Raw genomic sequence first — 25,814 nt, forward strand, 5'->3', positions numbered from 1 at the left:
TTAAAGCCTAGTATACTTCTTTCTGAGATCTAATGTATGTGGATACTCATGACATATTTCCTCTTCTGGTGGCGCCATCGGTCGAGGGACATGCTCGTTTTCATAGAACTCCCGTAAACCAGCCAATTCCGGTGCTGGTGAGATAGGTCCTTGGCTAAAGCCATGATCCCAAAAACGGTTCACACGCCTTGCTTCAGCTTCATTGCTGTTAACTGGGAGCGTATCGTAGCTACGTCCTCCTGGGTGGCTGACATGGTACGTACAGCCACCAACCGACATGCCATTCCACGTATCGATCAGATCAAAGACTAACGGCGCATCGGGCTCTAACGTTGGATGGAGCGCAGACGGTGGTGCCCACGCTTTATAACGAACGGCGCCGACGGCTTCGTCTTTACGCCCTGTGTTGCGAAGTGGTACACGACGACCATTACATGCCAACACATAACGACCTTCCGTTAACCCAGTTAATCGTACTTGCAAGCGTTCGACGGAAGAATCCACATAGCGAGCAGTGCCTGACTGGCTGACTTCCTCGCCTAACACATGCCAAGGCTCAATCGCCCAACGCAGTTCAAGCTCGACTTCCCCGATTTGCTGACGCCCGTAATGAGGGAAGCGGAATTCCTCAAAGGCAGCCAACCATTCTAATTTGAAAGGGAAACCATGTGCTTGAAGGTCATCAACGACTTCTTTGATGTCGTTCCAAACAAAGTGCGGCAGCATAAATTTGTCATGCAATGATGTGCCCCAGCGGACTAATGGCTTTTTATAAGGTTCGTTCCAAAAACGTGCGACCAAACAACGTAGTAAAAGCATCTGAACGATGGACATCCGCGCGTGCGGTGGCATTTCAAAGCCACGGAATTCGAGCAATCCTTGGCGACCACTGCTGGTACCCGCCGCGTAAAGCTTATCAATACAAAATTCCGAACGGTGAGTATTACCTGTGATGTCGACCAGTAAATTGCGCATTAGGCGATCGACTAGCCAAGGTTCTTCTACGAAGCCATCTGGCATGTTTTGAAAAGCAATCTCCATCTCGTAGAGAGCTTCATCACGACCTTCGTCTGGACGGGGGGCTTGGCTGGTTGGGCCAATAAACATGCCAGAAAATAGGTAAGAAAGCCCAGGATGATGCTGCCAGTAAGTGACTAAGCTGCGCAGTAAATCAGGGCGACGTAGCAGTGGGCTATCGGCCGGCGTTTTACCACCGAGAGTAACGTGGTTACCGCCACCCGTACCCGTGTGACGACCATCCAGCATGAACTTTTCCGAGCCTAGACGACATTGGAATGCTTCCTCATAGAGCGTCTCCGTATTGTATACTAGCTCCTTCCAGTTATTTGCTGGGTGTATATTGACTTCGATAACACCTGGATCAGGCGTGATCAAGAACTTCTGCATACGTGAATCTTTAGGGGGCTCATAGCCCTCTATGATCACAGGGATGGATAATTCTGAAGCGGTGGTTTCAATGGCATGAATCAAAGCCACATAGTGCTCTAGTAAATCCACTGGTGGTAAGAACACATGCATACGGCCATCACGAACTTCAACACACAACGAGGTGCGAATCACTTCTTTATTGGTGACCTTGCGCTGCTCTTCAGGTTTAACGCTGGCCTTCTTCTGTTTGTAGCGTGCTTGCAACGTGGTTGCTGCTTTAACTGGCTCTGAGGTGCGGCCAAACGTCGGCAGTGGATCACTTGAGTCAAACGGATCCCGTGGGTGAGTTTGCTCCTCTTGGCTGATCGCCGGTAAAGAGTTGAGGGGTAAACGTAGCCCCATTGGGCTGTCACCAGGAATCAGCGTGATGGTATCAGCACGCATTGGCCAAAGGCTGCTTTGCCACTCATCATTACGATATTGCACCGGTAAAACGTAGCCACTGACTCGGTCAAGTCCGTGATTCAGTAGTTTGGCTAATCGGCGGCGCTCTAGGTCGTCTTCGAGCGATGCTTTGCGGGGATTCACATTATCCGGTAGGGAGCGCTCAAGCCATAAATAATAAAGCGTGTCTTCGTAGGTGGGTTGAAGATACTTCTGTTCTAAACCTAGCGTGTCACAAAGCTTTGTACCAAATTTCGCTGCATCTTTCTCTGTTAGACCATAGTTTTTATCAACGCGCGCTAGGAGTTCTGGGCTGTGCCAAAGTGCCTCACCATCTGTGCGCCAAAAACAACCGAGCGCCCAGCGAGGCACTTCTTCACCCGGGTACCATTTACCTTGCCCATAATGCAGCAATCCATTTGCGCCAAACTTGGCTTTCATGCGCAGTAATAGATCTTTTGCAAGGCGCAGTTTGTCTGCACCTAGCGCGCCAGTATTCCATTGGTCTGAATCCATATCATCAACGGAGACAAAAGTTGGTTCGCCACCCATGGTTAAGCGAACATCGCCCTCGTTGAGCTGTTGATCTACGGCTTCCCCGAGCGCTTTGATATTGCGCCACTCTTCATCACTGTAGGGTTTGGTTACACGAGGATCTTCATGAATACGCGTAACAACGTTGCTGTAGCTGAATTCACACTCACACTCGTCGGTAAAGCCTGTAATCGGCGCAGCAGAGATAGGTTCGGCAGTACAAGCCAAAGGAATATGGCCTTCACCGGCAAATAAACCACTGGTGGGGTCTAAACCTACCCAACCTGCACCTGGTAGATAGACTTCACACCATGCATGCAAATCAGTGAAGTCTTCTTCAGGGCCAGACGGGCCGTCAAGTGCTTTGATGTCTGCGGTGAGTTGGACAAGATAACCAGACGCAAAGCGGGCTGCGAGTCCTAGGTGGCGCAAAATTTGTACTAATAGCCATGAGGTATCACGACATGAGCCCTTTTTTAGCGTGAGCGTTTCTTCACAAGTTTGAACGCCTGGCTCTAAGCGGATACCGTAGCCAATATCACTGGCTAAGCGGCTGTTCACTTCGACAAGAAAGTCGATAATTGGCTTTTCTGTTAGATCGACATCTTTAAGCCATTCTTGTAACGCTTCGCAGTCCTCAGACGTTTTGAGGTAAGGTGTTAGCTCTTCTGTCAGTTGCTTATCGTAGGCAAACGGAAAGGTTTCAGCATAGCTTTCCACGAAGAAATCAAATGGATTGATGACTGTCATGTCGGCGATGACTTCGACTGCAAATTCCAGCTTATTGGTTTTTTCCGTAAACACTAATCGAGCTTGGTGGTTGCCATACGGGTCTTGCTGCCAGTTAATAAAATGATCACTTGGGCTAACTTTTAGTGAGTAGCCGTGAATATGAGTACGTGAGTGTGGCGCTGGGCGCAAACGCAATATATGCGGAGCAACGTTTACAAAGCGGTCAAATTCGTAGGTAGTCGTGTGTTGAATCGCTACACGAATGGTCATGCCGCATCTCCTTGTTTAAAGTTAAACCAATTTTCCGTGATCTGATGATGTAATGAGATGATGTCGAGTTGGACTTGGTTTAGGTACTCGCTGAAGTCTTCGTTAAGCATGCTTGAGTGCTCAATGCCTTGTGTTTTGTTCAAAAGGTTATCCGCTGTGACCAATACAATTCCTGCACGCGGTAACGCAGAGGCGGCGTTCTTAATTTCGCCTATGCAATATTGTTGCGAGCGAGGGAAGTTTGGATCGGTTAGTAAAAACGTTACTGCCCGTGCACCACTAATGGAGGTGCGCATAGTACGTCGGAAACTCAAATACGCGCTTTGTGATTTCAATACTTTTGACCAGACGACTTGGCCAAGTTCAATGGCTTCTTCGGCACGTGATTGGAGCATTAGAGTGTTGGCCGCATCAATGATTCGAGTGTTCATATCGGCACGTTCTAAATAGCGTCCAAGGATGAGGAAGCTCCAGCCTGCATCTCGGTCCATGGTGGCGGCGAATAGCCCGATGATCTTTTGGCAGCCTTCGACAATGGTGTTCAAATAAGCATGGCGATCAGAGCGATTGATGCCCCGTTTAATGTTTTCGCGAGCGTACATATCGAGCTCGTTAATGAGCTCCCATGTCTCACCGGGCATGACATCTCGGCTGGTTCGAATGTTTTCGCGAACCATTTTCAAAGACGATAATAATGAGCTTGAGTTGGTGTCATCCGAAAGTAAAAACTTGACGACATTATGCTCGTCACGAATCTTGTAGCGTTGGTTAAAGGCTTCAACGCCACTGTTTATCTCGATCAAGTTGTACCAAGAGATCGCCACATTTGGTGGCAAATCAAATAATAGGTCGTCGTATACACTCACCAAACGAGCCGTGTTTTCTACACGCTCAAGGTAGCGAGCACTCCAATATAAGCGTTCAGCAACTCTTGAAAGCATAGTTAGTCTCCTTTAGTTTCCACAATCCATGTGTCTTTACTACCACCACCTTGTGACGAATTGACGACTAACGAGCCTTTTTTCATAGCGACGCGTGTCAGCCCTCCGGTAGTAACGTGAGTGGTTTTACTTTGTAAAATAAATGGGCGCAGATCGAGATGGCGCGGTTCCAATGAACCTTTGCCTATCAAGGTCGGTGAAGTAGATAATTTTAGCGTTGGTTGGGCAATGTAATTGCGTGGATTGTCTTTGATCAGCTGCGCGAATAACTGCTGATCTTTTTTCGTTGAATGCGGACCGACGAGCATGCCGTAGCCACCAGACTCGTTTGCAGGCTTGACGACAAGCTTGTCGAGATTGGCGAGAACATATTCACGATCTTTTTCGTCATCACATAGATAAGTTTTAACGTTCGCCAAAATGGGTTCTTCGTCCAAGTAGTATCGAATTAAGTCGGGGACATAAGCGTATACAACTTTGTCGTCGGCAACGCCAGCGCCTGGCGCATTGGCGAGTGCCACATTGCCCGCTTGCCAAGCACGCATCAACCCTGGAACGCCCAAGACAGAGTCTTTATGGAACACTTCTGGGTCAATAAATAGGTCGTCAATGCGTCGATAGATCACGTCAACACGTTCTGGTCCGTAGATGGTTTTCATGTAAACGCAGTCATCGGAATCGACGAATAAGTCACTGCCTTCTACTAATTCAACCCCCATTTGTTGTGCTAAAAAAGCGTGCTCAAAGTAAGCAGAGTTATAGATTCCAGGCGTTAACACAACGATTTCAGGTTGCTCTGTGTCTCTTGGTGACAGGGCGGCGAGGGTATCAAATAGATCTGATGTGTAGGAGCCAACTGGTAATATGTCGTCGTTTTCAAACAGCTCTGGTAGAACTCGCTTGGTAATTGCACGATTTTCCAACATATAGGACACACCAGAGGGCACGCGTAAGTTGTCTTCCAATACAAAAAACTTACCTTCTTCATCCCTAACTAGGTCCGTCCCACAGATGTGGGCCCACACGCCGTATGCAGGGGATACGCCGACACACTCTGGTCGAAAGTTTTTTGAATGTTTAATGATGTGTTCTGGAATGATGCCATCTTTGATGCAGTTTTGATCGTGGTATAGATCATCAATAAAGCGATTGAGGGCTGTAAGTCTTTGTTTGAGCCCTGCGGCGGTGACTTCCCAATCTTTCGCGTCAATGGTTCGTGGGATGATGTCAAAGGGCCATGCTCGGTCAATGTTCCCTTCTTCGGTGTAGACTGTAAAGCTGACTCCCATTTCTTGAACGGTTGCCTCGGCTGCAATTCTGCGCTTTTCTAACTCTTCCGTTGGTAGCGAATCGAGGTATTTGAGAAGTTGTTTTGCAGGTGCTCGAGCATTGCCTTCTTGGCTGATTAGTTCATCGTAGAAAATGCCAGCTTGGTAGTTCGCTGTCAGTGTATCCATATCTTTGGTGTCCCCTTAACGGCTTATAAACCGCATCAACAGTGTGCATCCATTTGATCTATAACTCTATTGATGCGCTAAAAATGCGCCCTTGGCAAATGGTTTTATGTGTTTCGGACAAATTAGTTGTTCTTATTCAGTGTTAGCCGACATGTCACTGAACCGCTAGTCATTATTTGGCTAAATTGCCAGATGTATCTAGCAATTAGGCTAGTATCCATAACATCGTCTAACCTATATCAAGTAACTCGCATCCATTTTTGCTAATATGTCACTGGATTTGATCAATGGATAAGGAATTTGTCGTGAATGATGTGCATCAGACGTGCCATATTATTGTTGTTGGTGCGGGGATCGGTGGATTAACGCTGGCGTTGGGGTTGGCGAAGCAGGGTCATCAAGTCAGAATATTTGAGCAAACGAAAACGTTGTCTGAGGTTGGGGCAGGTTTACAACTTAGCGCCAACTCAATGAAAGTGATGCGCTCACTTGGTATTGATAATGCTCTAAAAACACATCATTTTGCACCTCAAAACGCTTGTATTCGAGATTATCGCTCTGGTCGTTACTACTTAAAAAGTGCGCTTGGTAAGACGGCTCAAACACGTTACGGAGCGCCTTACTGGCATGTCCATCGGGCCGATCTTCACAGCATATTGGTTCAGCAGTGTTATGCTAATGGGGTTGAGATAGAGCTTAACCATCGTGTTATGGGGTACCGTAACACCAAGCAAAATGTCACGGTTTTGCTGGAAGGAAAAACGGAACAAGCAGATCTGTTGATTGGCGCAGACGGCATTCATTCTAAAGTGCGAGAGTTAATGCTTGGTATCGAGGCACCATTCTTTACTGGGCAAGTCGCTTGGCGCGGCACCGTGCGAGCGGATGATATAAAGCACATTAACGTGAAGCCCGATGCGACCGTCTGGGCGGGACCCAATCAACATCTTGTAACGTACTATCTACGTGGCGGTGAATTGGTAAATTTTGTAGCGGTTGAAGAGCGTGCTGAATGGTTGCAAGAATCGTGGCGAACAGAGGGAAACGTTAATGAATTACAACAGAAGTTTGCGGGTTGGCATCCTGAAGTAACCGAAGTCTTAGCCGCGTGTGACAAAACGTTTCTATGGGCGCTTAATGGGCGACCAACTTTAACAAGATGGTCTGATCAACGCGTCGTGCTATTAGGTGATGCGTGTCACCCAATGCTGCCGTTCATGGCGCAAGGCGCGTCCATGGCCATTGAAGATGCATACGTCTTGGCTCAATTGTTAACAAAATATCATTATTCTGACGCGTATCAAAAATATGAAGCGCTCCGTAAACCTCGGACGACACAAATTCAGCAAATGTCACGAGATAACGCGAGCTTATATCACATGCATGGTGGCTTAGCTGGGCAGCTCAAACTCAATGCGTTGAGTCTTGTTTCCCGTTATGCCAAAGGCATTGTAGACAGTAAACTTGATCAAGTTTATGGCTACGATGTCACTAGCTTACCTCTTTAACGTAGCGAACCTAGTTTGCTGCGAATCTTTTACAAGGATCTCTATCGTGGGTCATCGCTCCCATTTTAAAGCCGAACTCGTACTTTTGTTAGTCACGATAATTGCAGCGTTCGGTTGGATTTTTTCAAAAGAGGCGCTGCAAGGGCTACCGCCGTTTTTCTTTATGGCCGCACGATTTATGGTCGCGGGTTTTGTCTTGTGTATTGCGGGTCGGAAATACTTTCATAGTTTGCGTTGGCAGGATATCAAGGGCGCTATGACTGTGGGCTTAGTGATGGGAATCACGATGGCGTTTTGGGTGCTGGGCTTAGATCAAGGCAGCAGTCTTGGGGTGGGGGCATTCATTACCAGTTTAGGTGTTATCTTAGTGCCTGTCTTTGCTCGCTTTATTTTTGGTGATAGGCCGCCTGTAAGTATCTGGTTTGCTTTACCGTTTGCGGTTTTAGGGTTGGGCTGTTTGGCCCTGAATGGCCGTGTTGAGTTTGAGTGGGCGTTACTGTTTTTCATGGCTGCTGCGGTCTCATCAGCGTTACAGTTTAATCTTCTATCACGCATGTCCACGAGATTGCATGTACTGGTTTTGACCGCTATACAGTTGACCGTCTCAGGGTTGTTTTTGGCTGTCTTGTCAGCGCTGACAGAAACATTGCCAGCCGCCGTGCCGCTTCCTATTTTTGGTTGGTTCCTAGCCAGTGCGTTGATTGCCACCAGTTTGCGGTTCTTACTGCAAACGTATGGTCAAAGTCTTACACCTGCCAGCCACGCTGCTGTGATTATGAATCTTGAGCCAGTATGGACAGCGTTATTGGCGGCATTGTGGTTCAGCGAGCAGATGCTAATGATTCAAATTATTGGGTGTGTACTCATATTTCTGGCGATGTTAATCAGTAGGTGGACTCAAATCCGAGCCATATTTACCGCTAATTAAGACCGATTATGATTTGGGAACAGTTCATCAAATATGCGCTGGTAGAGTGCGTGAGCTTGGATCGAGAAAGGTCTTTGTAAACACTGGCTTCGAGAAAGCATGCCTTCTGTTAAGGAGACAAGAAACTCAACGCGAGCTGCGATATCGATCTCATCTTCTAGATGGTAGCGTTGTTTTACGATGCTCACTGCTTGAGCGTTTAAGCGCAATTCTGCGTCGTATTGGATCTTGGCGACTTTGGGGTTACGAGTTGCCTCCGCACGAATTTCAATATGGAGTATGCGTTGGTTATAAAAATCCTGCGTTTCTACCTGTTCAAAATGGCGGGCAAGCCAGTCTTTCTTATCTAAAAAATCTTCCATAAGAGATAAGTATTCTTCGGTTTTGCGTTCTACCAGTGCATGAATAATGTCTTCTTTGCTTTCAAAGTAGCGATAAATCTGACCAACACTCAAGCCTGCTGTTTTCGCAATGCTGCTCATACTGGCGCGGTGAAACCCCTTTTCTATAACGTGCACGATAAATGCATCCAAAATGTGCTGGCGGCGTTGTTGCTCATTTATCGTTGGCGTTTTCATATTTATTTGCACTATTTATACATGGGAACTACGGATAGGCTCGATTATAGTGTGAGTGAACGTTCATTCTCAAATGATAATTATTGGAGTTTTCTCAGTATATGCTGTCACGAAATACACTTTTGATCGGGGTGATGCTGGCCTCTGCTGTCTTGGCGGGTTGCCAAGAAAGCGAAAGCAGTTCTAAGAGTGGGGCGGCGTCTGCACCTCAGCAAAGGCCGGCGACTCAAGTCGGTGTAATCACGATCCAATCGGCAGATGTTGAGCTGACATCCGAGCTACCCGGTCGAACCGTTTCTAGCCTTGAAGCTGAGATTCGCCCACAAGTTGGTGGGATTGTTGAAAAGCGTTTATTCGAAGAAGGGCAAACCGTCGCAGCCGGTGACCTGCTGTATCAGATAGAGTCTTCGTCCTATGAAAGTCGTGTTGAACAGGCTCAGGCAGACCTAGAAAGTGCCGAGGCGACACTTAAATCAACAAAGCAAACTTATGATCGTTACCGTGCTTTAAAACAACAGAATAACGTTTCTCAGCAGAATCTTGATGATGCCTATGTTGCATATTTGTCGGCCGTCGCTGCTCAGAAAAAAGCGAAGGCGTCGTTGAATAGTGCGAAAATCGACCTTGAACATACCCAAATTACCGCGCCTATTGATGGCAAAATTGGCATTTCTCGAGTGTCGGTTGGTGCTTTAGTGACTGCTGCACAAGCGACGGTTATGACGACGATCCGTGCAACCTCTCCGATGTATGTCGACTTAGCTCAGACGAGCGTGGATCAACTCCATATACGTACTCTATTGCGTGATGCCAACATTGAGCAGGGCTCTCAAAACGTCACCCTGACGCTCGAAGATGGTTCGGTTTATCCATTTGAAGGAAAAGTAAAGACGCGCGAAGTCAGTGTTGATGCGCAGACAGGCTCTGTCACCATTCGTGCTCAGTTTCCGAATCCAGATGGTTTGCTGTTGCCAGGGATGTTTGTCCGCGGCGAAATTGCTGATTTACGCGATAGACAGGCGTTGTTAGTACCTCAGCAAGGTATCTCTCGAAACGTTAAAGGTGAGGCCGTGGCATTGGTCGTCACGCCTGACAATAAAGTAGAACAGCGGATCGTTAAAACCGAACGCGCGGTTGGTAATCAGTGGTATGTGACCCAAGGAATCACTGTAGGCGATAAGGTGATTGTAGAAGGAACGGCAAAAGTTCGTGTAGGTTCAGATGTGACATCAGTTGAATTGAAGCGTGATGCTCAAACAGGTCGTATGGTTGCCGTAAACGCTGCAACCAGTGGCCAGTAAACTAGGGAGTCGTTCATGATCGCTCAATTTTTTGTTCGCCGACCTGTGTTCGCGTGGGTTATTTCGATTGTTATCATGTTGGCAGGGGTTTTGGCGATTACGCAATTGCCTGTGTCACAATATCCTAACGTTGCACCGCCATCCATTCGGATAACGGCAAGTTATAATGGCGCATCCGCTGAGACAGTAGAAAACAGTGTTACGCAAATCATTGAACAGCAATTAACTGGCTTAGATGGGTTGTTGTATTTCTCATCCAGTAGCAGTGCCAGTGGCCGTTCCAGTATTCAAGTCACTTTTGAACAAGGGACCGATGCTGATACGGCACAAGTCCAAGTGCAAAACAAAGTACAGCAGATTTCGTCCAGCTTACCTAATTCCGTGCAGCAGATGGGAGTCTCTGTCACCAAATCCCAATCTGATTTTTTGCTGATTTTGGCGCTGTTTGACGAGACCGATCGTGATACCGCAAGCGACTTATCAGATTATTTGGTCTCAAATATACAAGATCCAATCTCGCGGGTTGATGGTGTCGGCAGTGTACAAATCTTTGGTTCCGCTTACGCCATGCGTATTTGGTTAGACCCTCTTAAGTTGGCGACCTATAACCTAATGCCTTCGGATGTGTCGAGTGCTATTGCGTCGCAAAACACCCAAGTAGCAGCAGGCAGTTTAGGTAGCTATCCAGCGGAGCAAGGTCAAGAGCTTAATGTGACTGTGACCGCTCAATCAAAGCTGCAAACGCCAGAGGAATTCGAAAATATCATCTTAAAGTATGATGATAATGGTGCGACAGTGCGTCTAAAAAATGTCGCTAAGGTTGAGCTTGGCAGCGAAAACTATAACTTCTCACCACGCTTAAACGGTCACCCCTCTTCCGGTATGGCTGTGATGTTAGCTCCTGGAGCTAATGCGCTGTCGACCTCAGAAGCTGTTCGTGCTGAGTTGGATAAGCTGAAAAGAAACCTACCTGACGGCTACTCTATCGAGCTACCGCGAGATTCGACAGACTTCATTAAAATTTCCATTAAAGAAGTTGTGAAGACCATGTTTGAGGCCATCGCGCTGGTGGTCATCGTCATGTTTGTATTTTTGCAAAGCTGGCGGGCAACCTTGATACCTGCCATTGCGGTGCCTGTCGTGTTGTTAGGTACATTTGGCGTCTTGCAAGCGTTTGGTTACTCCATTAATACCTTGACCATGTTCGGCTTGGTGCTCTCGATTGGTTTATTGGTTGATGATGCCATCGTCGTCGTAGAGAACGTCGAACGGGTGATGGAAGAGGAAAAACTATCTGCCCGCGAAGCAACGATTAAGTCGATGAAGGAAATTACCAGCGCATTAATCGGTATTGCTGTGGTTTTATCAGCGGTGTTTGTGCCGATGGCCTTCTTTAGTGGCTCGACTGGGGTAATCTACCGTCAGTTTTCGATCACGATTGTATCGTCGATGATTTTGTCAGTTATTGTTGCGTTGACTTTGTCGCCTGCGTTATGTGCCACTCTTCTAAAGCCGAGCCATCACAAACAAAAGCGCGGTCTTGGTGCTTGGTTTAATAAGACGTTCGATGGTTTTAACAAACGTTATACGGGGAGCGTAGCGCGTTTAATCAGAAAGCCAGTGCGTTGGATGGCCGGTTATTTGGTGATCATTGCTGGGATGGGTTACCTGATGGTGAATGTTCCGACAGGGTTCTTACCTGAAGAGGACCAAGGTTCGATCATGGTAATGGTGTCATTGCCAGAAGGCGCATCGCTGGCCCGAACCGAAGAAGTGATGGAGCAAGTTCAAAATCATTTCTTGGAAGGAGAGAAAGACTACGTTGATTCGATCTTCACAATCTCGGGCTTTAGTTTTATGGGTACTGGACAAAATGCCGGTATGGCATTTGTATTGCTCAAAGATTGGGACGAGCGAACTGCACCTGGCAGCAGTGCGAAAGCAATCGTAGGGCGCTCATATGGTGCGTTTGCGCGACTCAGAGATGCACGCATATTCTCACTTTTGCCTCCTTCTATAATGGGGCTTGGGCAAAGTAATGGCTTTACCTTTCAGTTGCAAGCCGCAGGTAATACCACTCGAGATACATTGGTCGAAATGCGTAGTCAGTTACTGGCTGATGCGAATGCAAGCGCTATTTTGAATGGAGTGCGCATGGGCGGGCAAGGCGAGACTACTCAACTGCATATCGATATTGATCAGGAAAAAGCGGCTGCATTGGGGCTTTCTATGAACGACATCAGTCGCACACTCTCAGCCGCGTGGGCAGGGAGTTATGTGAATGATTTTATTGACCGTGGGCGAGTGAAGAAAGTGTACCTTCAAGGTGACGCGGCATACCGTGGCGCGCCATCTGATCTACAGCATTGGTATGTGCGCGGAGACGGTAATACGATGACGCCATTCTCTGCTTTTTCTGAGAGTGAATGGACGTTCGGCCCTAAGAGTCTGACGCGCTTCAATGGCTTACCTTCTTATCAAATTCAAGGTTCCGCAGCGCCTGGTTTAAGTTCTGGTGATGCCATGACTGAGATGGCTCGGTTAGCTGATAACTTGCCTTCTGGGGCAACGTACTCGTGGAGTGGCTTATCTTATCAAGAACAGCAGGCGGGTGGTCAGACTTACTTTTTGTATGCCATTTCTATTCTGGTGGTGTTTTTGTGTCTTGCCGCGTTGTATGAAAGTTGGACGGTGCCTTTTTCTGTCATCATGGTAATTCCGTTGGGTGTTTTAGGTGCAGCTGCGGCCGTCTACTTTAGGGAGTTGCAAAATGATGTATTCTTCCAAGTCGCGTTGCTGACGACGATAGGGTTGTCGTCTAAAAATGCGATATTGATCGTAGAGTTTGCTGAAGCGGCCTATCGACGTGGTGAAACCGTTTGGGATGCGGCAAAAGAAGCCGCGACGCTTCGCTTACGCCCAATCATTATGACGTCTTTAGCGTTCATTGTCGGGACGTTGCCGTTAGCGTTGTCCTCTGGGGCTGGCGCGAACAGTCGTATTTCTATTGGTACGGGTATCGTAGGGGGAACGCTGTCAGCGACTGTACTAGCGATATTTTTTGTACCGCTGTTCTTTGTGTTGATCCGTCGTATGTTCCCAAAACGTCCGATAGTTGATTGATTCTGGTGACTGAATGAACAATCAAAAGGAGCCAATGGCTCCTTTTTTTTCTAAGTAGGCTACTTATTAGTCATGCTTTAGGTTTTTGAGCGCTTAAACTTGACCTTTTGGTTGTTGTTACACAGTTGACTGATCTCCACTGGTTTACCCTGTTTGTTAATACTTACTAACCCTATCCCAGATTGGTTTAGTAATCGTTCTCCTCGATTGGCGTTTTCGGGTTTACGTGGGGAAATATGGAGCGTGCGACGTTTGGTAAAGATATTCAACGGTGACCATGGTGCATAAAGCCAGCGGTTGAGTCGGTCAAACCAATCTAAAAGACGGTGTGGGAACTCGTTACGCTGGCCGCTGCTAGTGATTTGCCAGATATTAGGGCTGCTTTTATGACCTCTAAGTTGAACATCGTAAACAAACGAGTAATGCACATCACCGGATAGGATGATGAAATTATTAGGGGTTTTAGGGTGAGTAAATAGGTTGATCAATGCGTAAGCGGATCCGGGGTGTGCCATCCAGTTTTCAGCATCAACCATCAAGGGTTTGCCACACCATGCAAAAATAGCTTGAACCGTTTCAATCAGCTTAACGCCAAAAATTGGAGCGGGTGATACGAGTATTACCGAGTCTAAATCTTTTATTTCTTGTTGAAGGTCCGTAATCGCTTCCCAGTCCATCAGTCCAGACGGATGATTTAGCCCTTTTTCCGAACGCCAGCGATGAGTGCGAGTATCTAACACGACCAGCTTTGGCGCAGTGTCCCACTCATAATGCCATTGATCGAACTTCAATAGCCGATCAATGAATACATCTTTTGCGTCGTTGTGGTTATCTTCAATGGCGACTTGCGCATCGTGAAAGAAAGATTGGTCAAACGTACTTGGGCTATTGCCCCAGCCTTGACACAGAAAGTAGCCGAAGATGGCATTGCCAATGATGCGCTTGGAGAGGGGGTGTTCGTATGCGGTTTGCTCCCATTCAGCGGTCAGGTTCCAGTCATCTGTGACATCGTGGTCATCAAAAATCATCGCGGTTGGAAGGTGAGCTAACACCCGTTGGGTGCGATGGAGCTGAGTCACAAATTCTTCTAGTGCTTTTTGCTCTTTTAGGTAGCGACTTTGATCGTCATCGTCTTGAATACTCGACGGGATGTTTAATGAGATTGACTTCCACAAGTTTGGCGACCATACCAGCAGATACATGCATAGTATTTCCGCGAGGCTAATAAGGTGATTATGTGCTGTGTCAGTGGTAAACACAGGTTTTCGTTTGCCTTTGAAAAATTGCTGGTAGATCGCTTCGGATTCTTGGTTCTGGGGTAGGAGGGCTTCGCGATGATAGTAAAGTGGATCATGATTAAGGTCATGCTCTCGGTCGGGCAAAGACTCTTCATCAATTTCAAGTATTGTGATGGCCTGTCTGATAGCGCTGAGCATTGGGCCTGCCACATCATCGGCATAGATTTGGTCACCAGATAGCATGAGCAGCGCTGGCCGTTCGTCTATGGGGACTGTTTCGACCCATTTGTCTGCCTGTGCAAGGCCGTCACCGATGTGATGGCGTTCGTTTAGGTTCTTATAGCCGTAATGAGCCTTACGGCATGACCCATGAAGCAACGAATCAATCCGCGTTTTTCGGATAAATGTTGGTAGGGTTTCAGAGTCGTAGCACAGCTCGTCTAGTTGCCCCGAAATCGTCTCGCCAGTGATTGGATCGAGCAATTTAATTGAGTAAGAATAAGGGGTTAACTCTTCGATTTCTTGTTCTGTGTGGACAGTAATGAAATGTAGAAAAAGCTTTTTACCGACCTTGATACGCTGCGAGCTAGTGTCGCTAGAAAAAGGATGATGTTCATCAAACAAGTCAATGATTAAATCATACGGGGCGCTAGTGGCCAGCCAGATGTGGCAACAGTGTGTTTCTAGTTTGCGTAGTATTGGACCTGCTAAAATGGGTGTAAGGGTGCTGCTTTGAGTATCTAAGGGTAAGTGCATTTTTATACTCTATCTTGTTGAGGCCAATCTTCATGCTACAGCATGTTACGCACTAATTATGTGTATTCTTAGTCAGGCTAATCCATGTTTTTTGCAATAAATGAAGTTTTTGTATTCTTGCAACGCACGCTTAGATTCGTTAGCGTATATAAATCAAAGTTATTTTAGTCATCCTGCTCAGAGTATAGTTCGTTTGGCGCAGTAAATTAGGTAAGCACATGATTAAGAAGTCTTTTTGTTGTACTTTGATGGCTGCTATGGCCATGGGTGCAGGTGTGGCGTCTGCTCAGACGCATGAAGTCCCTAGCCCCGCTTCAACAGACAAGACCGATAAGCGCTTTTCTTTCCCTTCAAAAACCCATTTTTTAATGGCGGTTGATCTTCAAATAGATGCTCGCATTCAATACAAAGACGTTTCCAATCTAATTGGGATCGAAAGTATGCAACCATCGGATAAATTAGCGATTTATCGTGGTATGCGTAAAGCAATGCTAAAACACGCTGCAAGAAAGTGGGATTCAGGTGTCGCTGACGATTATGGCCGCAAGCTTGCGCCGATATTAGGTTGGCGTTCTCACTATGGAACGCATCAAAATGAATTACAAAATCGGCTGATTTTATTTCGTTTTGCGCAAGAATCCAAGCCCTCTAAGCGTGTGCTAGAGCTTTATGAAGAAAAAGTGGTTCACTCTGTTACCCTAGCGGAAAAACAACAAGCAATAGAAAAAGGTAATTGCCAAAACAAATTGGTTTCGATTGCTGACTACGTCTTCTATCAGCAGCTTGGCTCTACCATGGCGCAAGATAGCGACGCGATGGATTTAGCGCTAATGTATGAAACGTTAGAGCCGTGCCAAAGAGTAAAACTGGAACGCCAACTAGCAAATCATAAGCCTGGCTTATCCAAAGCTGAAATTGAACAACGCATCATCAATGTTAAATCTTCCTCGATCTCCCCAGTGATTCTCTCTTATTCCCAAGATCAGCGTTGAGTATCCACTCAGGATCGGTGAAAATACGCGGCAGTTTTCAAATATCCTGATTAATGCTTGATTAAGCATGATCTTTAGCAAATTAACGAAGAAGATAATTGTCCATGTCGCACTCTGAATTTATTCAGCAGGTTAAAAGCCGCAGAACGTTTGCCATCATTTCCCACCCAAATGCAAGCCTCTAGGACTACCTAAGACACCCTAAGGCACATTTTCTAGAAAGTCCCAGTAAATACCAGTATTTAAGCTCAATTCACCATAATAACCCAAGACAACCAAGGACAATCTAAGGCACAATAAATGTGTACACACCTGTGTACATAATTTGGGTTTTACTTGTTTGTTGGATTTTTGTGTACACAGAGGTGAATAGTGGCGCTGTCAGATTCATGGCTAAAGGCCAATTCAGGGAAGGAAAGAGATAAGCGTGAAGAGTTTAGCGACCGCGATGGTTTGAGTGTGCGGATTACAACCAAAGGCAAAATTACATTCCAGTTGCGTTACCGTTATATTGGGAAGCCAGCTCGAATTGATATTGGTTCATATCCCCACACAACATTGAAGGAAGCTCGAAGCGCTGCGCTGCAGTATCGCTCTGAAATAGAGAAAGGCAACGACCCACGATTGGTTAAGAAGCTAGCCACAATAAAAAAGCAGAATTACCAAAGCTTCAAAAAGCTATTCGATCAATTCTTTAAGTCTTACTGCGTTAAGAACAAGAAAAACTCACATGAGATTTATAGGACGTTCGAGATATATGTTTTTCCGAAGGTAGGCGATTTACCAGCGGATGATATTCACGTACAGAAGTGGCTGGAAATTCTGGAAGGGATCATAGAGCTTGGCAAACAGTCTATTGCTGACCGTGTGCTTATCAATGCGCGTCAGGCGTATAAGTGGGGCATTAAGCGACAGATTAATGAGAAAAGCCCATTGGCAGATATTAGCGCAAAGAATGATTTGCGAATCGAAAAAAGGACAGGTGAGCGCACGCTTTGCGACGAAGAGATAGGGCATTTATGGGATGCTATCGATAATTCGCGTATGGCGTATAAAAATAAGCTCTTTGTGAAGCTGTGCCTATTCTATGCAAATCGTGTTGGTGAACTGCTGCTTAGCGAGAAAGAGCATTTTGATTTTAAAGAGAATGTTTGGACGATTCCGCCTGAGAACCACAAGATGGGGAGTAAAACGAAGAAGCCGCTTAAGCGACCGATCATAGATGAGGTCAAGCCAATGCTTGAGGAAGCATTCGCGTTGAGCAGTGACAGTAAGTATGTTTTTACAAAGGTGAACTCGAACGAGGCGATGACTAATAGCAGTGTAGAAGCGTTGCCTTACAACATCATGCAGTGGCTACGAAAAAACAAAGGCTACGAAATGCAGCATTGGTCTATGCATGATCTGAGGCGTACAGCTAGGACCAACTTTTCTAATTTGGCCCCGCCGCACATTGCCGAGATTATTCTTGGACACAAGTTGCCAGGTGTGTGGAGTACATACGACAAGTATGACTATATTGAAGAGCAAGCGGATTGCTATAAGAAGTGGTGGGATAGATTGATGGGCATAGTTAGTCAATAACTATGCCTCCATCACAAAATCATCATCATTTTGCTTAGATGCTGACAGAAGCCTTTGTTCGAACGCTAAAACAGTCTCTATCTTCCAAAGGTTTTCAGCGCCGTTTTGTACGATATCTGGCTTTGGAAAAGGGTTGTCTTCCCGATTCATCCAACGCCATAGTGTTTTTGACGATTTTACATCAAAGCGTTTGAGCACACTTCTTGTACCCCAATAACCTTTTGATACCATAAGTCCCCCTTAATCATTTTTTATTGCTCGCACTAGCCTCGTTCGCCAATTGAATTAGCATCTCCATTGACTGCGTTAGAAGCTCTTTCTTGTGTTCTGGATCGCGCACCGGCACGGCTACAAAGTCGATGCCTGCTTTCATAAGCGACTCAACATTTTTAAGGTTGGCGCGCATGGTGACTGGTGAGCATTTAGTTAGCATGATTGATAGCCTCTAGTCGGTAGCCTTTGCCTTTGCAACCGCCACATGGATTATCAGATCCAATATACGGTGTTTTATAAACACCAGAACCTAGGCAGTAACGACACGACACCCGCTCGAACTTCGCAGGTTTGGTGCGTATAGTTTTGAACACTGACCATCCGCCATGAACGACGTCAGGCTCCATCCGCCATACTGGTTTCTGTTTCATGCCTCCCCCTAAGCCGCAACAGAGCGGCGAATTGTTTGACTGGTGTTTGATTACTGATCGAACATCGGCAGCTTAAAGGCCTGTTCGCGTAGTTTTTCTGCTTCACGTTGGTCATAACCCCAAATATTGCCACCATCCTGATAAAACCCCGGATTAGCAATCAGCCGTTTATCAATTGGTGTGCCTTCTAGAATGTAGCGCTTTAGGTGTGAGATGAGGCTTTGCATCGTTCCGCCTTCGCTAAAGCCGCTCCAACGAACATGCTCACGGTTGGTGTAAACGCGTCGGCGTGTGTAGGCATCCACATAGAACACCTTGCCGCCTTTTCCAAGCTCAATGTGGGCAATCGTTCCCTCATGGCTTAAGAATTCTCGACCATATATAGCGATCAGCTTTATTAGCTCGTTGGCATGATCTACTCGCTCGCTTGGGATCGGCTCGTCCAATTCATAGAACGAATTGCAGCCACACTTTGGGCACACGCAAGCAGATGAAATGCCATCATCGTTACGAATTTTTGATGTCTCGGAATATACGCCAGTCCATCGACAGCCTGCTTTGCTGCACTCGATACGCTCTTGCTTCATGGTCATTGGATGATTCCTTCCTTTGGCGCCTGCGGCACCACAATGTGAGCCACACGCTTGATTAGTAATTCAGGGATGATTGAGCTGTTGATGAAGTGGGGTGGGTGGTACTTCACTAGCTCAACGTGGTCGTTGTCGTGGCAAATCCAGACTAAGCACTCGCGTTTGTTTACGTGCTTGAACTCATTGGGAGTTAGCCAGATTTCTCTTTGTTCATGTCGCCTCATAGTATTAAGTGAACCTTTAGGCATAATTCCTTTGCGTTGTTGTAAGCTTCAATCCATGCATCCCGCTCTTCTGTAGTCTTGAATTTCCTATATGATATGCCTCGCCCTTTTAGTGGCTTGGCAGAAATGTCAAGATCGCCGCTAGAACGCCAGTCACGCAAACCTAAAATGCACCACTCATTGATACCTTTGAAAACCGCTACTTGAGACGGATAGCCACTGCCTAAGTCTCGAATGTGGTAGCCTTCACGGTTTACATTGACCGCTTGAAGCATGTCGCCAATTGAAGCTGGTTTAAGCTGCTTCACTATCGACTTGTTTAGCTTTTTCTTAGTTGTGATTACCTCAATTTCTATACTCATTTTTGCCCCCGATCTTTGAGCCTTTCTTGAAGTAGGTCGAACTTCTCACGTAGGACACGATTCCTGGCCTCGTGACTATCGATCACCGCCCAAAGAAGACCACTTTTTATTTCACTACCAGAGCCATGACCTACGGTTACATCGTGTTTTCGCTCAATCGTTGGGTAGTTTGTGGATGCTAAAACCTTTGAAAGTTGGTGAAGGATTTCGGTGGCGTGGGCGTGGTTCCCTGTCTGTTTCCAGCGCGCTATTTCTTCTGCTAGGTTCATGCCGCTTGCTCCATTTTCTTGCCGTTTAGCTCTACGATTTTGAAGTCGATTACCCATACCCAGTCGTTGTTTTCCCATGAGTTTGGGTACAGTTTTCTCCAAAGATCTTGAAATTGGCGGCGGTCGCCAAATCTCCAAGATAGCCCCGCATCAGCGGCCATTTGTTCGGTGATCATGCCTTCTTTCTTGGCGTCTTCCTCGGTAATTTCCTGAACTCGCTCAATCCGCACATCAGTGATTTCAAGCACCAGGCGGCAAGCCCAGCGAGGCATATGGATTGATGGTTTCCAATCGTACCCGCGAACGTCTGCGTCTTGGTTTGCAAGCCTTTCACTAGCCTTGTAGCGGATGTCTTGATTTATGCCTTCAGTTGGTTTGGCTTGTTCATAACTACCAGCATCGAGTGCGGCAAACGTCTCGCGCACCCATAGTCGGTCGCCAACGGCTCCGGAGCCTTGACCAATAGGTATCACGCCTTCTTCGGGATATTCGGTGCAATACAGCAGCCATTGAGGTCGTTCGGCTTCCCCGTTATCTAGCTGGCATTTGCCATAAGACAGACCAAGAAAATCAAACTCAGTGTCGTCGTCATTGCTTCCGGCTACATACTTGATGTGCTCAATGTGTTCCTTCTTCACTGGTCGTCGTGTCTGAGTTTTGCGGCCATCGATGACCGCTTTCACCATGTCGGTGTTTAGTAAGATCGGACGCTCTTTCATGCCGCCACCTTTTCTTCTGTTGGTTTGTAGGTGTACTTGCGGCCACCACTCCAAAGTAGTTGGTTAATGGTCCGCTTGGCTCGCTCGCGGTCTTCTTGGGTTTTTCCGTTGTCGGCGGTTTCTTGAAGTAGTTGCACCTCAAGGCTTATTGCTTCGTGAATTAAGCCTTTTTCGTGGGCTGTATCGCGTGTGTAGTGTGATAAACGCAAGGCGGCATCAACCGCCTGCTTTGCAAGTGCTGTCATGGTAAGTACCTTTGATTGTTTGTTTGGGAGGTGCGCAGGGCGCTTTGAATTGCAGTCAAACCCAAGCCACTTATGGGCACCCGGCAAAGTTAGGTGTTGCCGCACCTACTGACTGCAAATCAAAGCACTCTAGTTTTTGGCCGGAACTAGAAAACCGGCTGGGTTTTTTGCTTGTTACTGAGTGTAGATTTCAAACCAGTGAGCAAAGTGGTTTTGGAAGAAGTCGCGGATCGTTAGCGACATCAGTGCAAAGTTTGCATCGAGGTCGGATTGGGCGCCGCCTTGGGAGTCGTTGAATGCTTGCTCTTTAAGCGCGTCATCCCATTTGATTGACTTGATTGTTAAGTCATCACACAGAACGAAAGACATCTTATCCATCCAGCGTAAGCCGATATTTTTAACCGACATACCTTGTTCAAGATGGCGCGTTACATCTTCCGAAAGTGGCTCAAGCTTCTTGAACTTAATGGAAGATCGGTCTTCTGAACTGTCTTGCAGGTCGCATGTATCACCAGTCTCTAGGCTTGCTGGCACATCGTTTTTCATTAGCCAGTCAGCCATGATACTGGACGGCGACACTTGCGCTTGCAGTGGCACCATGGGGAAGCTGCCTAGCATAGCTTGAAGCTGCTTAAACGATTGCTCGGTCATGCCTGCGTTGGTGGTGTTGAGCACCAGCAATTCAGCCTTCTTGTCGATGAATAACCACACATCAGATAGGTTTGAGAATGCCTTAGAACGCAGCGAGAAAATCAGCTCTTCTTTGAGGTCAGCTTTCTCTTTGCGGCCAACCTTGCGACCTTCAATAGTTTCGATGGCGGCAACTATCGTCTCAAGCTCTTCACGTACCACTGACGACGGTAGGTTTTTCTCTTCCTTGCCAAAGCGGAACAACATGCAATCGTTAGAAGTAAGCGACCAGCATTCAGAGTTGCGAATGAGTGGCAAGGCACCAAAAGTGAACTCGTCCTGTGATCCTATCTTGCGCAGCGGATGATCTTTTAAAGCCTGCTCAATGGCTGAAAAGTCGAGGGCCGCACCTTCTTTGAGTTGGAATATTTGGAGTGTTTTGAAAAACATTAGTGCTCACTCCAGCTGGTTTCGTAATCATCGGCATGAGCGCCTTGTTCCAGATCGGATAGCAGTTCGGTTGTATCGGTTGGCTTTAAGCCTTGTTCTTGCGTTGCTTGTGTCATGGTAATTTCTCCTTCGTTGTTTCATGAAAGCTCAAAATGAAGTAACTTAATTTCAATTGGTTTTTGTCAAACAGGGAGTGTTTAGTGTGCTTAGGCTAGGTTTACTATTTATAAGTGTTGTTCTGTCCTCTCATTTATCTGCAACTAGCTTCAATGACTTGGATATAGACTTGGAAGACTGTCGGCCCGATGGTTTAATTAGTGGAGCTAAAGAGTCATTTAACCCAAGACGTTTCTGGGCAAGAGAAACGGTAAAAATAGAGTCCATTCTGCAAGACCCTTTTTATAATGTCCGCCAGTTGATCAGTGAATGCTCAATAGATTATCGAAACGACAATCCCGGAAGGTCTAGCTGCGTTCTTTTTTACAGAAACAGGCATGCTGCGTTGCTCAGATGCCTCAATAGCTCAAAGGTAATGTGTCGTACCCATGGTGGGGTGTGTGGCTAATTCCTGCCTGCGTAGACACTAATAGACTCAATATTTCAGTGTGCTTTCGATCAGTTATAGCTGGTTTTGATCAGTGAATTATTTAACGTCGTTCACCGGCGACTTGGTTAAAAGGTATGTCATCGTCGAAGTCGTCAAAGTTCGGCGCTGGCTGCTGGGGCGATGCTTGCTGTGACATTGGTCGCTGCTGTTGCTGTGGCGCTGGACCACGGCTTTGCGTCCCTCCAGACTGCGCGGCATAGCTGCCTTGCTGTGGAGCGTTACCCCAAGAACCGAAAGACTGCGGCTGGCCGTATCCACCTTGCTGTTGTGGTGCCTGCTGTGGCTGTTGTTGCGGCGCGTTACCGTAACCTTGTCCACCTTGAGGGCCACCGTACCCACCTTGTTGCGGTGTTTGCTGACCGCCGTAACCGCCTTGCCCTTGTTGGTTGTCTTGGCGACCATCTAGCAATTGCATTTCGTTGGCGATGATCTCTGTGGTGTAGCGCTTGATGCCGTCTTTTTCCCATTCACGGGTGCGTAGCGAGCCTTCTACATAAACTTTTGAGCCTTTCTTGATGAAGTCCCCCGCGATTTGACCTAGACGGTAGTTGCCACGGTCCATAAGGGCCACACGATGCCACTCTGTGCGCTCTTGCATTTCTCCTGTCTGCTTGTCTCGCCAGCTTTCGGTTGTGGCAAGGTTGACGTTTGCGACCGCTGCGCCAGAGGGCATGTAGCGCACCTCGGCGTCAGCTCCCGCATTGCCTATGAGGATTACTTTATTGATTCCGCGTGCCATTACTGCACCTTCTTGGCTTTGGGTTTGGTCGGTTTACGCTTTATGCGATTGCCAACTCTACCGTTAATGGAAAAGTCGCTTACCTGTGGGCGGTAGTCGCGACCTTCTGCGATTTCCTCTTTCTGGATCGTGCCGCCAGCCCTCAAAAAAGCCGCTGTTTGAGCGGCTATTTCTTCTTGAAGCTGGCGTTGCTGTGTGGTGGGTCGGTGATTCATGATGCCTCCAGTTGCTGCGCCTGTTCATGCTGTATGCGAAGGTAGATTTCTTCGCGGTGAACGGGGGTTTCTTTAGGAGCGTTAACACCTATGCGCACCTGATTGCCTTTGACGCTCAGTACGGTTACCTGAATTTCTGCGTTTTCACCGACACAAAGCGTTTCACCAACACGACGAGTTAAAATAAGCATGTTTAAATTCCTTCTTAGCAATTAGAAAAGTGGGGGGTGAGCTAGGCGCTCACTCGCTGGTAAATTTCACCGCTGAGCCCATCTACGATGGCAGTGCGGCCTGCTGATTGTGTCCATACGGCCACATAGAACGGTTCACCTTGCGTAGAGCGATTGGCGCTTTCAGACAAAGCGGCTTGAATTGCTTCACTTGGGTTGTTTGTGCGAAATGGCTGCGTAAGCGGTTTTGTTGTGTCGTGAATCCCACAAAGCATGTAAGCCTCTTGCTGTGCTACTGGTTCCTGCTTAAGTAGTTCTGCCCGTTCACTTTTAAGCTGGGTTACGTGCTCCATTCCCCGACGATGTGCTGCGCGATCTTCACAATATTGCGCTGACATGGTGGCATCTTGGATGCGTTCATCTAACTCTGCGATTTGCTTTTCAAGAGTTGGCTCAGGCTTGGAAGACAGCGATTGTGGTTCTTGCTGCTTCGCTTGCTCACGCTTCTGGGCCTCTTGTTGTCGCGTTTGCTCTTGCTCGTATTGTTGTCGAGTCGCTTCCTCTGTTGCTTCTTGGCGACGCAATTCACTGCTTAACATGGCGCTTAGACGTTGCTGGTATGTTTCTTGGTCAGAAAATAGGAAAGCTTCAACGTGATCACGCGTAAGAACGGCCTTGAGTCCCGCTTTATAAGACTCGTTTTCGAGCATAAGCAAGCGGTGCTCTGTTTGCGTTTGCAGGCCCTTGTCACCAGCAACCAAGTCTTTCAGCTTGGTCATGGTGCCAGAGGTCAGAGCGCCTTTGGCGGTTAGGCAGGTGAGCGTCACTAACTTCCCTACATCCGCGCGGCGGAATTCATCTTGTATGCCCTCCGATTCCCAAAGTTGATTTTGGGCGGCAACAAGCTTTTCGTAGGCTTCGGCTTTGCGTTCCGTCTCAAATTTTTCAACCTGAGCTTTAAGCTTAGTTCGAGACTCAATGATTTCTTCAACCAGTGCAGCGACCTGTTCACCTTGCTCGTCTACTTGAGCTGTGGCTTCCTTGGCTGCGCCTTTGAACACGTCTTTGATGCTTTTGGCTTTCTTGTTCAGGTCTGCCATAAGCTCTTTGGCACCCTTCAACGTGTCGGCGGTCACAACGATGTCGTATGGTTCCAGAGCTTTGCGCACCTTGGTGCGCAGCTCTTCGATGTTGAATTCAACCTTTGCAGGAGTTGATTTAATAACCACTAGCTCTGTAGTGGTTTCCGTAGTTGAGGGTAACTGTAATGCTGCATCTGCCATGGTTATTGCTCCTTCTTAATATTTTTAAGGCTGGTGGTGGATGGCTCCAACTGTATGGCGCCTTCAAAGTAATTTTTGATCTTGGCACCTTGGCGAATGGCGTTAGAAACACCGAACAAGTCCACTAAGTCGTCGCTGGTGCACTCGTCAACGCTATGCCCTAGATACTTAGAGAGCATCGATACAGTCACGCCCATAGAGTTGAAATCGCGGACCATTGCCGCTCGGTTAGACGACACACTGGCCTCACTTCTCCCTGCTATTGTTTCGCGACACTCACGTAAACCGATCTCCACAAGCGCTTTAGGCAGTAGAGCCATGATGCGGCCGCGCATTTGCTTACTGGCTACGTTGGCAATGCGGTTATCAATGTCCGCTTGGTCTTTCAGGTATTTCGGCCCATTCCTTGTGTCAACGATGTGCGCAACTGTTATCTGACGCTTGCTCACGTTGTTTTTCTCTTTATCCCACGCAAACACTTCGATCTCTGACTTGCCTTTAGTACGAGACAGTTCACGGTGACCGTACTCAAAGTTGCCATAACAACGCGCTACTTCTTCGGCAAAGCGGATGGATGGCCCAGAGCCGCGATTAGGAACCGAGTAAAACGCGGACTTGGCAAACTCAGGGTCTTTGCAGGCTTCAAGTAATTCTTATTGTGCTTCTGCTAACGAGCGTGGGAACATCTTGGCAAGCTGTATCTGTCCGCGAGCTTCGGCGATAGCGCGCTCTTGCTCGATGGCAATGGCACCCATATTGGCGCCTTCATCTTGTTGCTGATTGTGCTGCTGCATATCAAAACCGGACTGTTGATTTTGATTGCTGTAACCGTTTCGCTGCTGTGGCGCACGGCTTTGGTATTGCTGCAAGCTTTGTGTATTCCCTGACATAA

Annotated in this window: 26 protein-coding genes; 6 read left to right on the forward strand and 20 right to left on the reverse strand. The window is 47.2% G+C overall.

Annotated features, from left to right (window positions below; genetic code table 11):
- The 3 genes from DN730_RS07840 to DN730_RS07850 are packed head-to-tail and all read right to left on the reverse strand — an operon-like array spanning position 1 to position 5,767.
- The gene (locus DN730_RS07840; RefSeq protein WP_115467570.1) at positions 1-3,369 is read right to left on the reverse strand and encodes a transglutaminase family protein; all 3,369 of its coding nucleotides are present in this window, start codon (positions 3,367-3,369) and stop codon (positions 1-3) included.
- Complete coding sequence (locus tag DN730_RS07845) at positions 3,366-4,310, reverse strand: alpha-E domain-containing protein (protein ID WP_115467571.1); 945 nt, start codon at positions 4,308-4,310, stop codon at positions 3,366-3,368. The genes DN730_RS07840 and DN730_RS07845 overlap by 4 nt, the downstream gene beginning before the upstream one ends.
- A 2-nt stretch (positions 4,311-4,312) precedes the next feature.
- The gene (locus tag DN730_RS07850; RefSeq protein WP_115467572.1) at positions 4,313-5,767 is read right to left on the reverse strand and encodes a circularly permuted type 2 ATP-grasp protein; all 1,455 of its coding nucleotides are present in this window, start codon (positions 5,765-5,767) and stop codon (positions 4,313-4,315) included.
- Positions 5,768-6,054: 287 nt separating this feature from the next.
- On the opposite strand from DN730_RS07850, the gene DN730_RS07855 reads away from it, so the two are divergent.
- A complete protein-coding gene (locus tag DN730_RS07855) occupies positions 6,055-7,275 on the forward strand; it encodes an FAD-dependent monooxygenase (RefSeq protein WP_115467573.1) in 1,221 nt (406 codons plus the stop codon).
- Positions 7,276-7,321: 46 nt separating this feature from the next.
- On the forward strand, positions 7,322-8,203 hold the full coding sequence (locus DN730_RS07860; protein WP_115467574.1) for a DMT family transporter: 882 nt from the start codon (positions 7,322-7,324) through the stop codon (positions 8,201-8,203).
- Here DN730_RS07860 and DN730_RS07865 read toward each other — a convergent pair.
- On the reverse strand, positions 8,200-8,781 hold the full coding sequence (locus DN730_RS07865; RefSeq protein WP_115467575.1) for a TetR/AcrR family transcriptional regulator: 582 nt from the start codon (positions 8,779-8,781) through the stop codon (positions 8,200-8,202). The two genes, DN730_RS07860 and DN730_RS07865, sit on opposite strands and share 4 nt — an antisense overlap.
- A gap of 101 nt (positions 8,782-8,882) precedes the next feature.
- On the opposite strand from DN730_RS07865, the gene DN730_RS07870 reads away from it, so the two are divergent.
- Both DN730_RS07870 and DN730_RS07875 read left to right on the forward strand, forming a co-directional pair.
- Positions 8,883-10,082, forward strand: coding sequence for an efflux RND transporter periplasmic adaptor subunit (locus DN730_RS07870; RefSeq protein ID WP_115467576.1), 1,200 nt, complete (start codon positions 8,883-8,885; stop codon positions 10,080-10,082).
- A 15-nt stretch (positions 10,083-10,097) separates the two neighbouring features.
- The gene (locus tag DN730_RS07875) at positions 10,098-13,205 is read left to right on the forward strand and encodes an efflux RND transporter permease subunit (protein WP_115467577.1); all 3,108 of its coding nucleotides are present in this window, start codon (positions 10,098-10,100) and stop codon (positions 13,203-13,205) included.
- A 77-nt stretch (positions 13,206-13,282) separates the two neighbouring features.
- Here DN730_RS07875 and DN730_RS07880 read toward each other — a convergent pair whose 3' ends face one another.
- Complete coding sequence (locus DN730_RS07880) at positions 13,283-15,199, reverse strand: metallophosphoesterase family protein (protein ID WP_115467578.1); 1,917 nt, start codon at positions 15,197-15,199, stop codon at positions 13,283-13,285.
- Between the two features lie 218 nt (positions 15,200-15,417).
- On the opposite strand from DN730_RS07880, the gene DN730_RS07885 reads away from it, so the two are divergent.
- Positions 15,418-16,191: a hypothetical protein gene (locus DN730_RS07885; protein WP_115467579.1), complete on the forward strand. Its 774-nt coding sequence runs from the start codon at positions 15,418-15,420 to the stop codon at positions 16,189-16,191.
- Between the two features lie 372 nt (positions 16,192-16,563).
- Positions 16,564-17,775 carry a tyrosine-type recombinase/integrase gene (locus DN730_RS07890; protein ID WP_115467580.1) on the forward strand — a complete coding sequence of 404 codons (1,212 nt, stop codon included), beginning with the start codon at positions 16,564-16,566 and terminating at the stop codon, positions 17,773-17,775.
- On the opposite strand, the gene DN730_RS07895 is transcribed toward DN730_RS07890, so the two are convergent.
- From DN730_RS07895 to DN730_RS07970, 15 genes are all read right to left on the reverse strand, one after another.
- Entirely contained in the window at positions 17,776-18,006 is a 231-nt protein-coding gene (locus DN730_RS07895) for a hypothetical protein (protein WP_115467581.1), read from the reverse strand.
- Positions 18,007-18,019: 13 nt separating this feature from the next.
- On the reverse strand, positions 18,020-18,208 hold the full coding sequence (locus DN730_RS07900) for a DUF1382 family protein (protein WP_115467582.1): 189 nt from the start codon (positions 18,206-18,208) through the stop codon (positions 18,020-18,022).
- Positions 18,198-18,419, reverse strand: coding sequence for a hypothetical protein (locus tag DN730_RS07905; protein ID WP_115467583.1), 222 nt, complete (start codon positions 18,417-18,419; stop codon positions 18,198-18,200). The genes DN730_RS07900 and DN730_RS07905 overlap by 11 nt, the downstream gene beginning before the upstream one ends.
- A 50-nt stretch (positions 18,420-18,469) precedes the next feature.
- Entirely contained in the window at positions 18,470-19,012 is a 543-nt protein-coding gene (locus DN730_RS07910) for a hypothetical protein (protein ID WP_115467584.1), read from the reverse strand.
- Between the two features lie 217 nt (positions 19,013-19,229).
- Positions 19,230-19,595 carry a hypothetical protein gene (locus DN730_RS07920; protein WP_115467586.1) on the reverse strand — a complete coding sequence of 122 codons (366 nt, stop codon included), beginning with the start codon at positions 19,593-19,595 and terminating at the stop codon, positions 19,230-19,232.
- The gene (locus DN730_RS07925) at positions 19,592-19,864 is read right to left on the reverse strand and encodes a hypothetical protein (protein ID WP_115467587.1); all 273 of its coding nucleotides are present in this window, start codon (positions 19,862-19,864) and stop codon (positions 19,592-19,594) included. Before DN730_RS07925 ends, DN730_RS07920 begins: the two co-directional genes overlap by 4 nt.
- Positions 19,861-20,583 (reverse strand): ASCH domain-containing protein, encoded by a 723-nt coding sequence (locus tag DN730_RS07930; RefSeq protein ID WP_115467588.1) that lies wholly within the window; start codon positions 20,581-20,583, stop codon positions 19,861-19,863. Before DN730_RS07930 ends, DN730_RS07925 begins: the two co-directional genes overlap by 4 nt.
- Positions 20,580-20,828: a hypothetical protein gene (locus DN730_RS07935; RefSeq protein ID WP_115467589.1), complete on the reverse strand. Its 249-nt coding sequence runs from the start codon at positions 20,826-20,828 to the stop codon at positions 20,580-20,582. Before DN730_RS07935 ends, DN730_RS07930 begins: the two co-directional genes overlap by 4 nt.
- Positions 20,829-21,002: 174 nt before the next feature.
- Positions 21,003-21,908, reverse strand: coding sequence for a recombination-associated protein RdgC (locus DN730_RS07940; RefSeq protein WP_115467590.1), 906 nt, complete (start codon positions 21,906-21,908; stop codon positions 21,003-21,005).
- A 647-nt stretch (positions 21,909-22,555) separates the two neighbouring features.
- Positions 22,556-23,254, reverse strand: coding sequence for a single-stranded DNA-binding protein (gene ssb / locus DN730_RS07945; RefSeq protein WP_115467591.1), 699 nt, complete (start codon positions 23,252-23,254; stop codon positions 22,556-22,558).
- Entirely contained in the window at positions 23,254-23,469 is a 216-nt protein-coding gene (locus tag DN730_RS07950; protein ID WP_115467592.1) for a hypothetical protein, read from the reverse strand. Before DN730_RS07950 ends, ssb begins: the two co-directional genes overlap by 1 nt.
- Positions 23,466-23,660, reverse strand: a complete 195-nt coding sequence (csrA, locus tag DN730_RS07955) for a carbon storage regulator CsrA (RefSeq protein ID WP_115467593.1) — start codon at positions 23,658-23,660, stop codon at positions 23,466-23,468. Before csrA ends, DN730_RS07950 begins: the two co-directional genes overlap by 4 nt.
- Before the next feature lie 41 nt (positions 23,661-23,701).
- The gene (locus tag DN730_RS07960) at positions 23,702-24,922 is read right to left on the reverse strand and encodes a DUF1351 domain-containing protein (RefSeq protein WP_115467594.1); all 1,221 of its coding nucleotides are present in this window, start codon (positions 24,920-24,922) and stop codon (positions 23,702-23,704) included.
- A gap of 2 nt (positions 24,923-24,924) precedes the next feature.
- The gene (locus DN730_RS07965) at positions 24,925-25,371 is read right to left on the reverse strand and encodes a hypothetical protein (RefSeq protein ID WP_147290564.1); all 447 of its coding nucleotides are present in this window, start codon (positions 25,369-25,371) and stop codon (positions 24,925-24,927) included.
- 204 nt (positions 25,372-25,575) lie between these two features.
- On the reverse strand, positions 25,576-25,812 hold the full coding sequence (locus tag DN730_RS07970; RefSeq protein WP_115467596.1) for a hypothetical protein: 237 nt from the start codon (positions 25,810-25,812) through the stop codon (positions 25,576-25,578).
- Between the last annotated feature and the right edge of the window lie 2 nt (positions 25,813-25,814).

Origin of the sequence: Marinomonas piezotolerans, from assembly GCF_003362755.1 — a bacterium.
In the GTDB taxonomy this organism is placed as follows: domain Bacteria; phylum Pseudomonadota; class Gammaproteobacteria; order Pseudomonadales; family Marinomonadaceae; genus Marinomonas; species Marinomonas piezotolerans.

Coding starts and splice junctions, on each gene's coding strand:
- DN730_RS07840 (WP_115467570.1), bottom strand. CDS start 3,369: ATGACCATTCGTGTAGCGATTCAACACACGACTACCTACGAATTTGAC.
- DN730_RS07845 (WP_115467571.1), bottom strand. CDS start 4,310: ATGCTTTCAAGAGTTGCTGAACGCTTATATTGGAGTGCTCGCTACCTT.
- DN730_RS07850 (WP_115467572.1), bottom strand. CDS start 5,767: ATGGATACACTGACAGCGAACTACCAAGCTGGCATTTTCTACGATGAA.
- DN730_RS07855 (WP_115467573.1), top strand. CDS start 6,055: ATGGATAAGGAATTTGTCGTGAATGATGTGCATCAGACGTGCCATATT.
- DN730_RS07865 (WP_115467575.1), bottom strand. CDS start 8,781: ATGAAAACGCCAACGATAAATGAGCAACAACGCCGCCAGCACATTTTG.
- DN730_RS07870 (WP_115467576.1), top strand. CDS start 8,883: ATGCTGTCACGAAATACACTTTTGATCGGGGTGATGCTGGCCTCTGCT.
- DN730_RS07875 (WP_115467577.1), top strand. CDS start 10,098: ATGATCGCTCAATTTTTTGTTCGCCGACCTGTGTTCGCGTGGGTTATT.
- DN730_RS07880 (WP_115467578.1), bottom strand. CDS start 15,199: ATGCACTTACCCTTAGATACTCAAAGCAGCACCCTTACACCCATTTTA.
- DN730_RS07885 (WP_115467579.1), top strand. CDS start 15,418: ATGATTAAGAAGTCTTTTTGTTGTACTTTGATGGCTGCTATGGCCATG.
- DN730_RS07895 (WP_115467581.1), bottom strand. CDS start 18,006: ATGGTATCAAAAGGTTATTGGGGTACAAGAAGTGTGCTCAAACGCTTT.
- DN730_RS07900 (WP_115467582.1), bottom strand. CDS start 18,208: ATGCTAACTAAATGCTCACCAGTCACCATGCGCGCCAACCTTAAAAAT.
- DN730_RS07905 (WP_115467583.1), bottom strand. CDS start 18,419: ATGAAACAGAAACCAGTATGGCGGATGGAGCCTGACGTCGTTCATGGC.
- DN730_RS07910 (WP_115467584.1), bottom strand. CDS start 19,012: ATGACCATGAAGCAAGAGCGTATCGAGTGCAGCAAAGCAGGCTGTCGA.
- DN730_RS07920 (WP_115467586.1), bottom strand. CDS start 19,595: ATGAGTATAGAAATTGAGGTAATCACAACTAAGAAAAAGCTAAACAAG.
- DN730_RS07925 (WP_115467587.1), bottom strand. CDS start 19,864: ATGAACCTAGCAGAAGAAATAGCGCGCTGGAAACAGACAGGGAACCAC.
- DN730_RS07930 (WP_115467588.1), bottom strand. CDS start 20,583: ATGAAAGAGCGTCCGATCTTACTAAACACCGACATGGTGAAAGCGGTC.
- DN730_RS07935 (WP_115467589.1), bottom strand. CDS start 20,828: ATGACAGCACTTGCAAAGCAGGCGGTTGATGCCGCCTTGCGTTTATCA.
- DN730_RS07940 (WP_115467590.1), bottom strand. CDS start 21,908: ATGTTTTTCAAAACACTCCAAATATTCCAACTCAAAGAAGGTGCGGCC.
- ssb (WP_115467591.1), bottom strand. CDS start 23,254: ATGGCACGCGGAATCAATAAAGTAATCCTCATAGGCAATGCGGGAGCT.
- DN730_RS07950 (WP_115467592.1), bottom strand. CDS start 23,469: ATGAATCACCGACCCACCACACAGCAACGCCAGCTTCAAGAAGAAATA.
- csrA (WP_115467593.1), bottom strand. CDS start 23,660: ATGCTTATTTTAACTCGTCGTGTTGGTGAAACGCTTTGTGTCGGTGAA.
- DN730_RS07960 (WP_115467594.1), bottom strand. CDS start 24,922: ATGGCAGATGCAGCATTACAGTTACCCTCAACTACGGAAACCACTACA.
- DN730_RS07970 (WP_115467596.1), bottom strand. CDS start 25,812: ATGTCAGGGAATACACAAAGCTTGCAGCAATACCAAAGCCGTGCGCCA.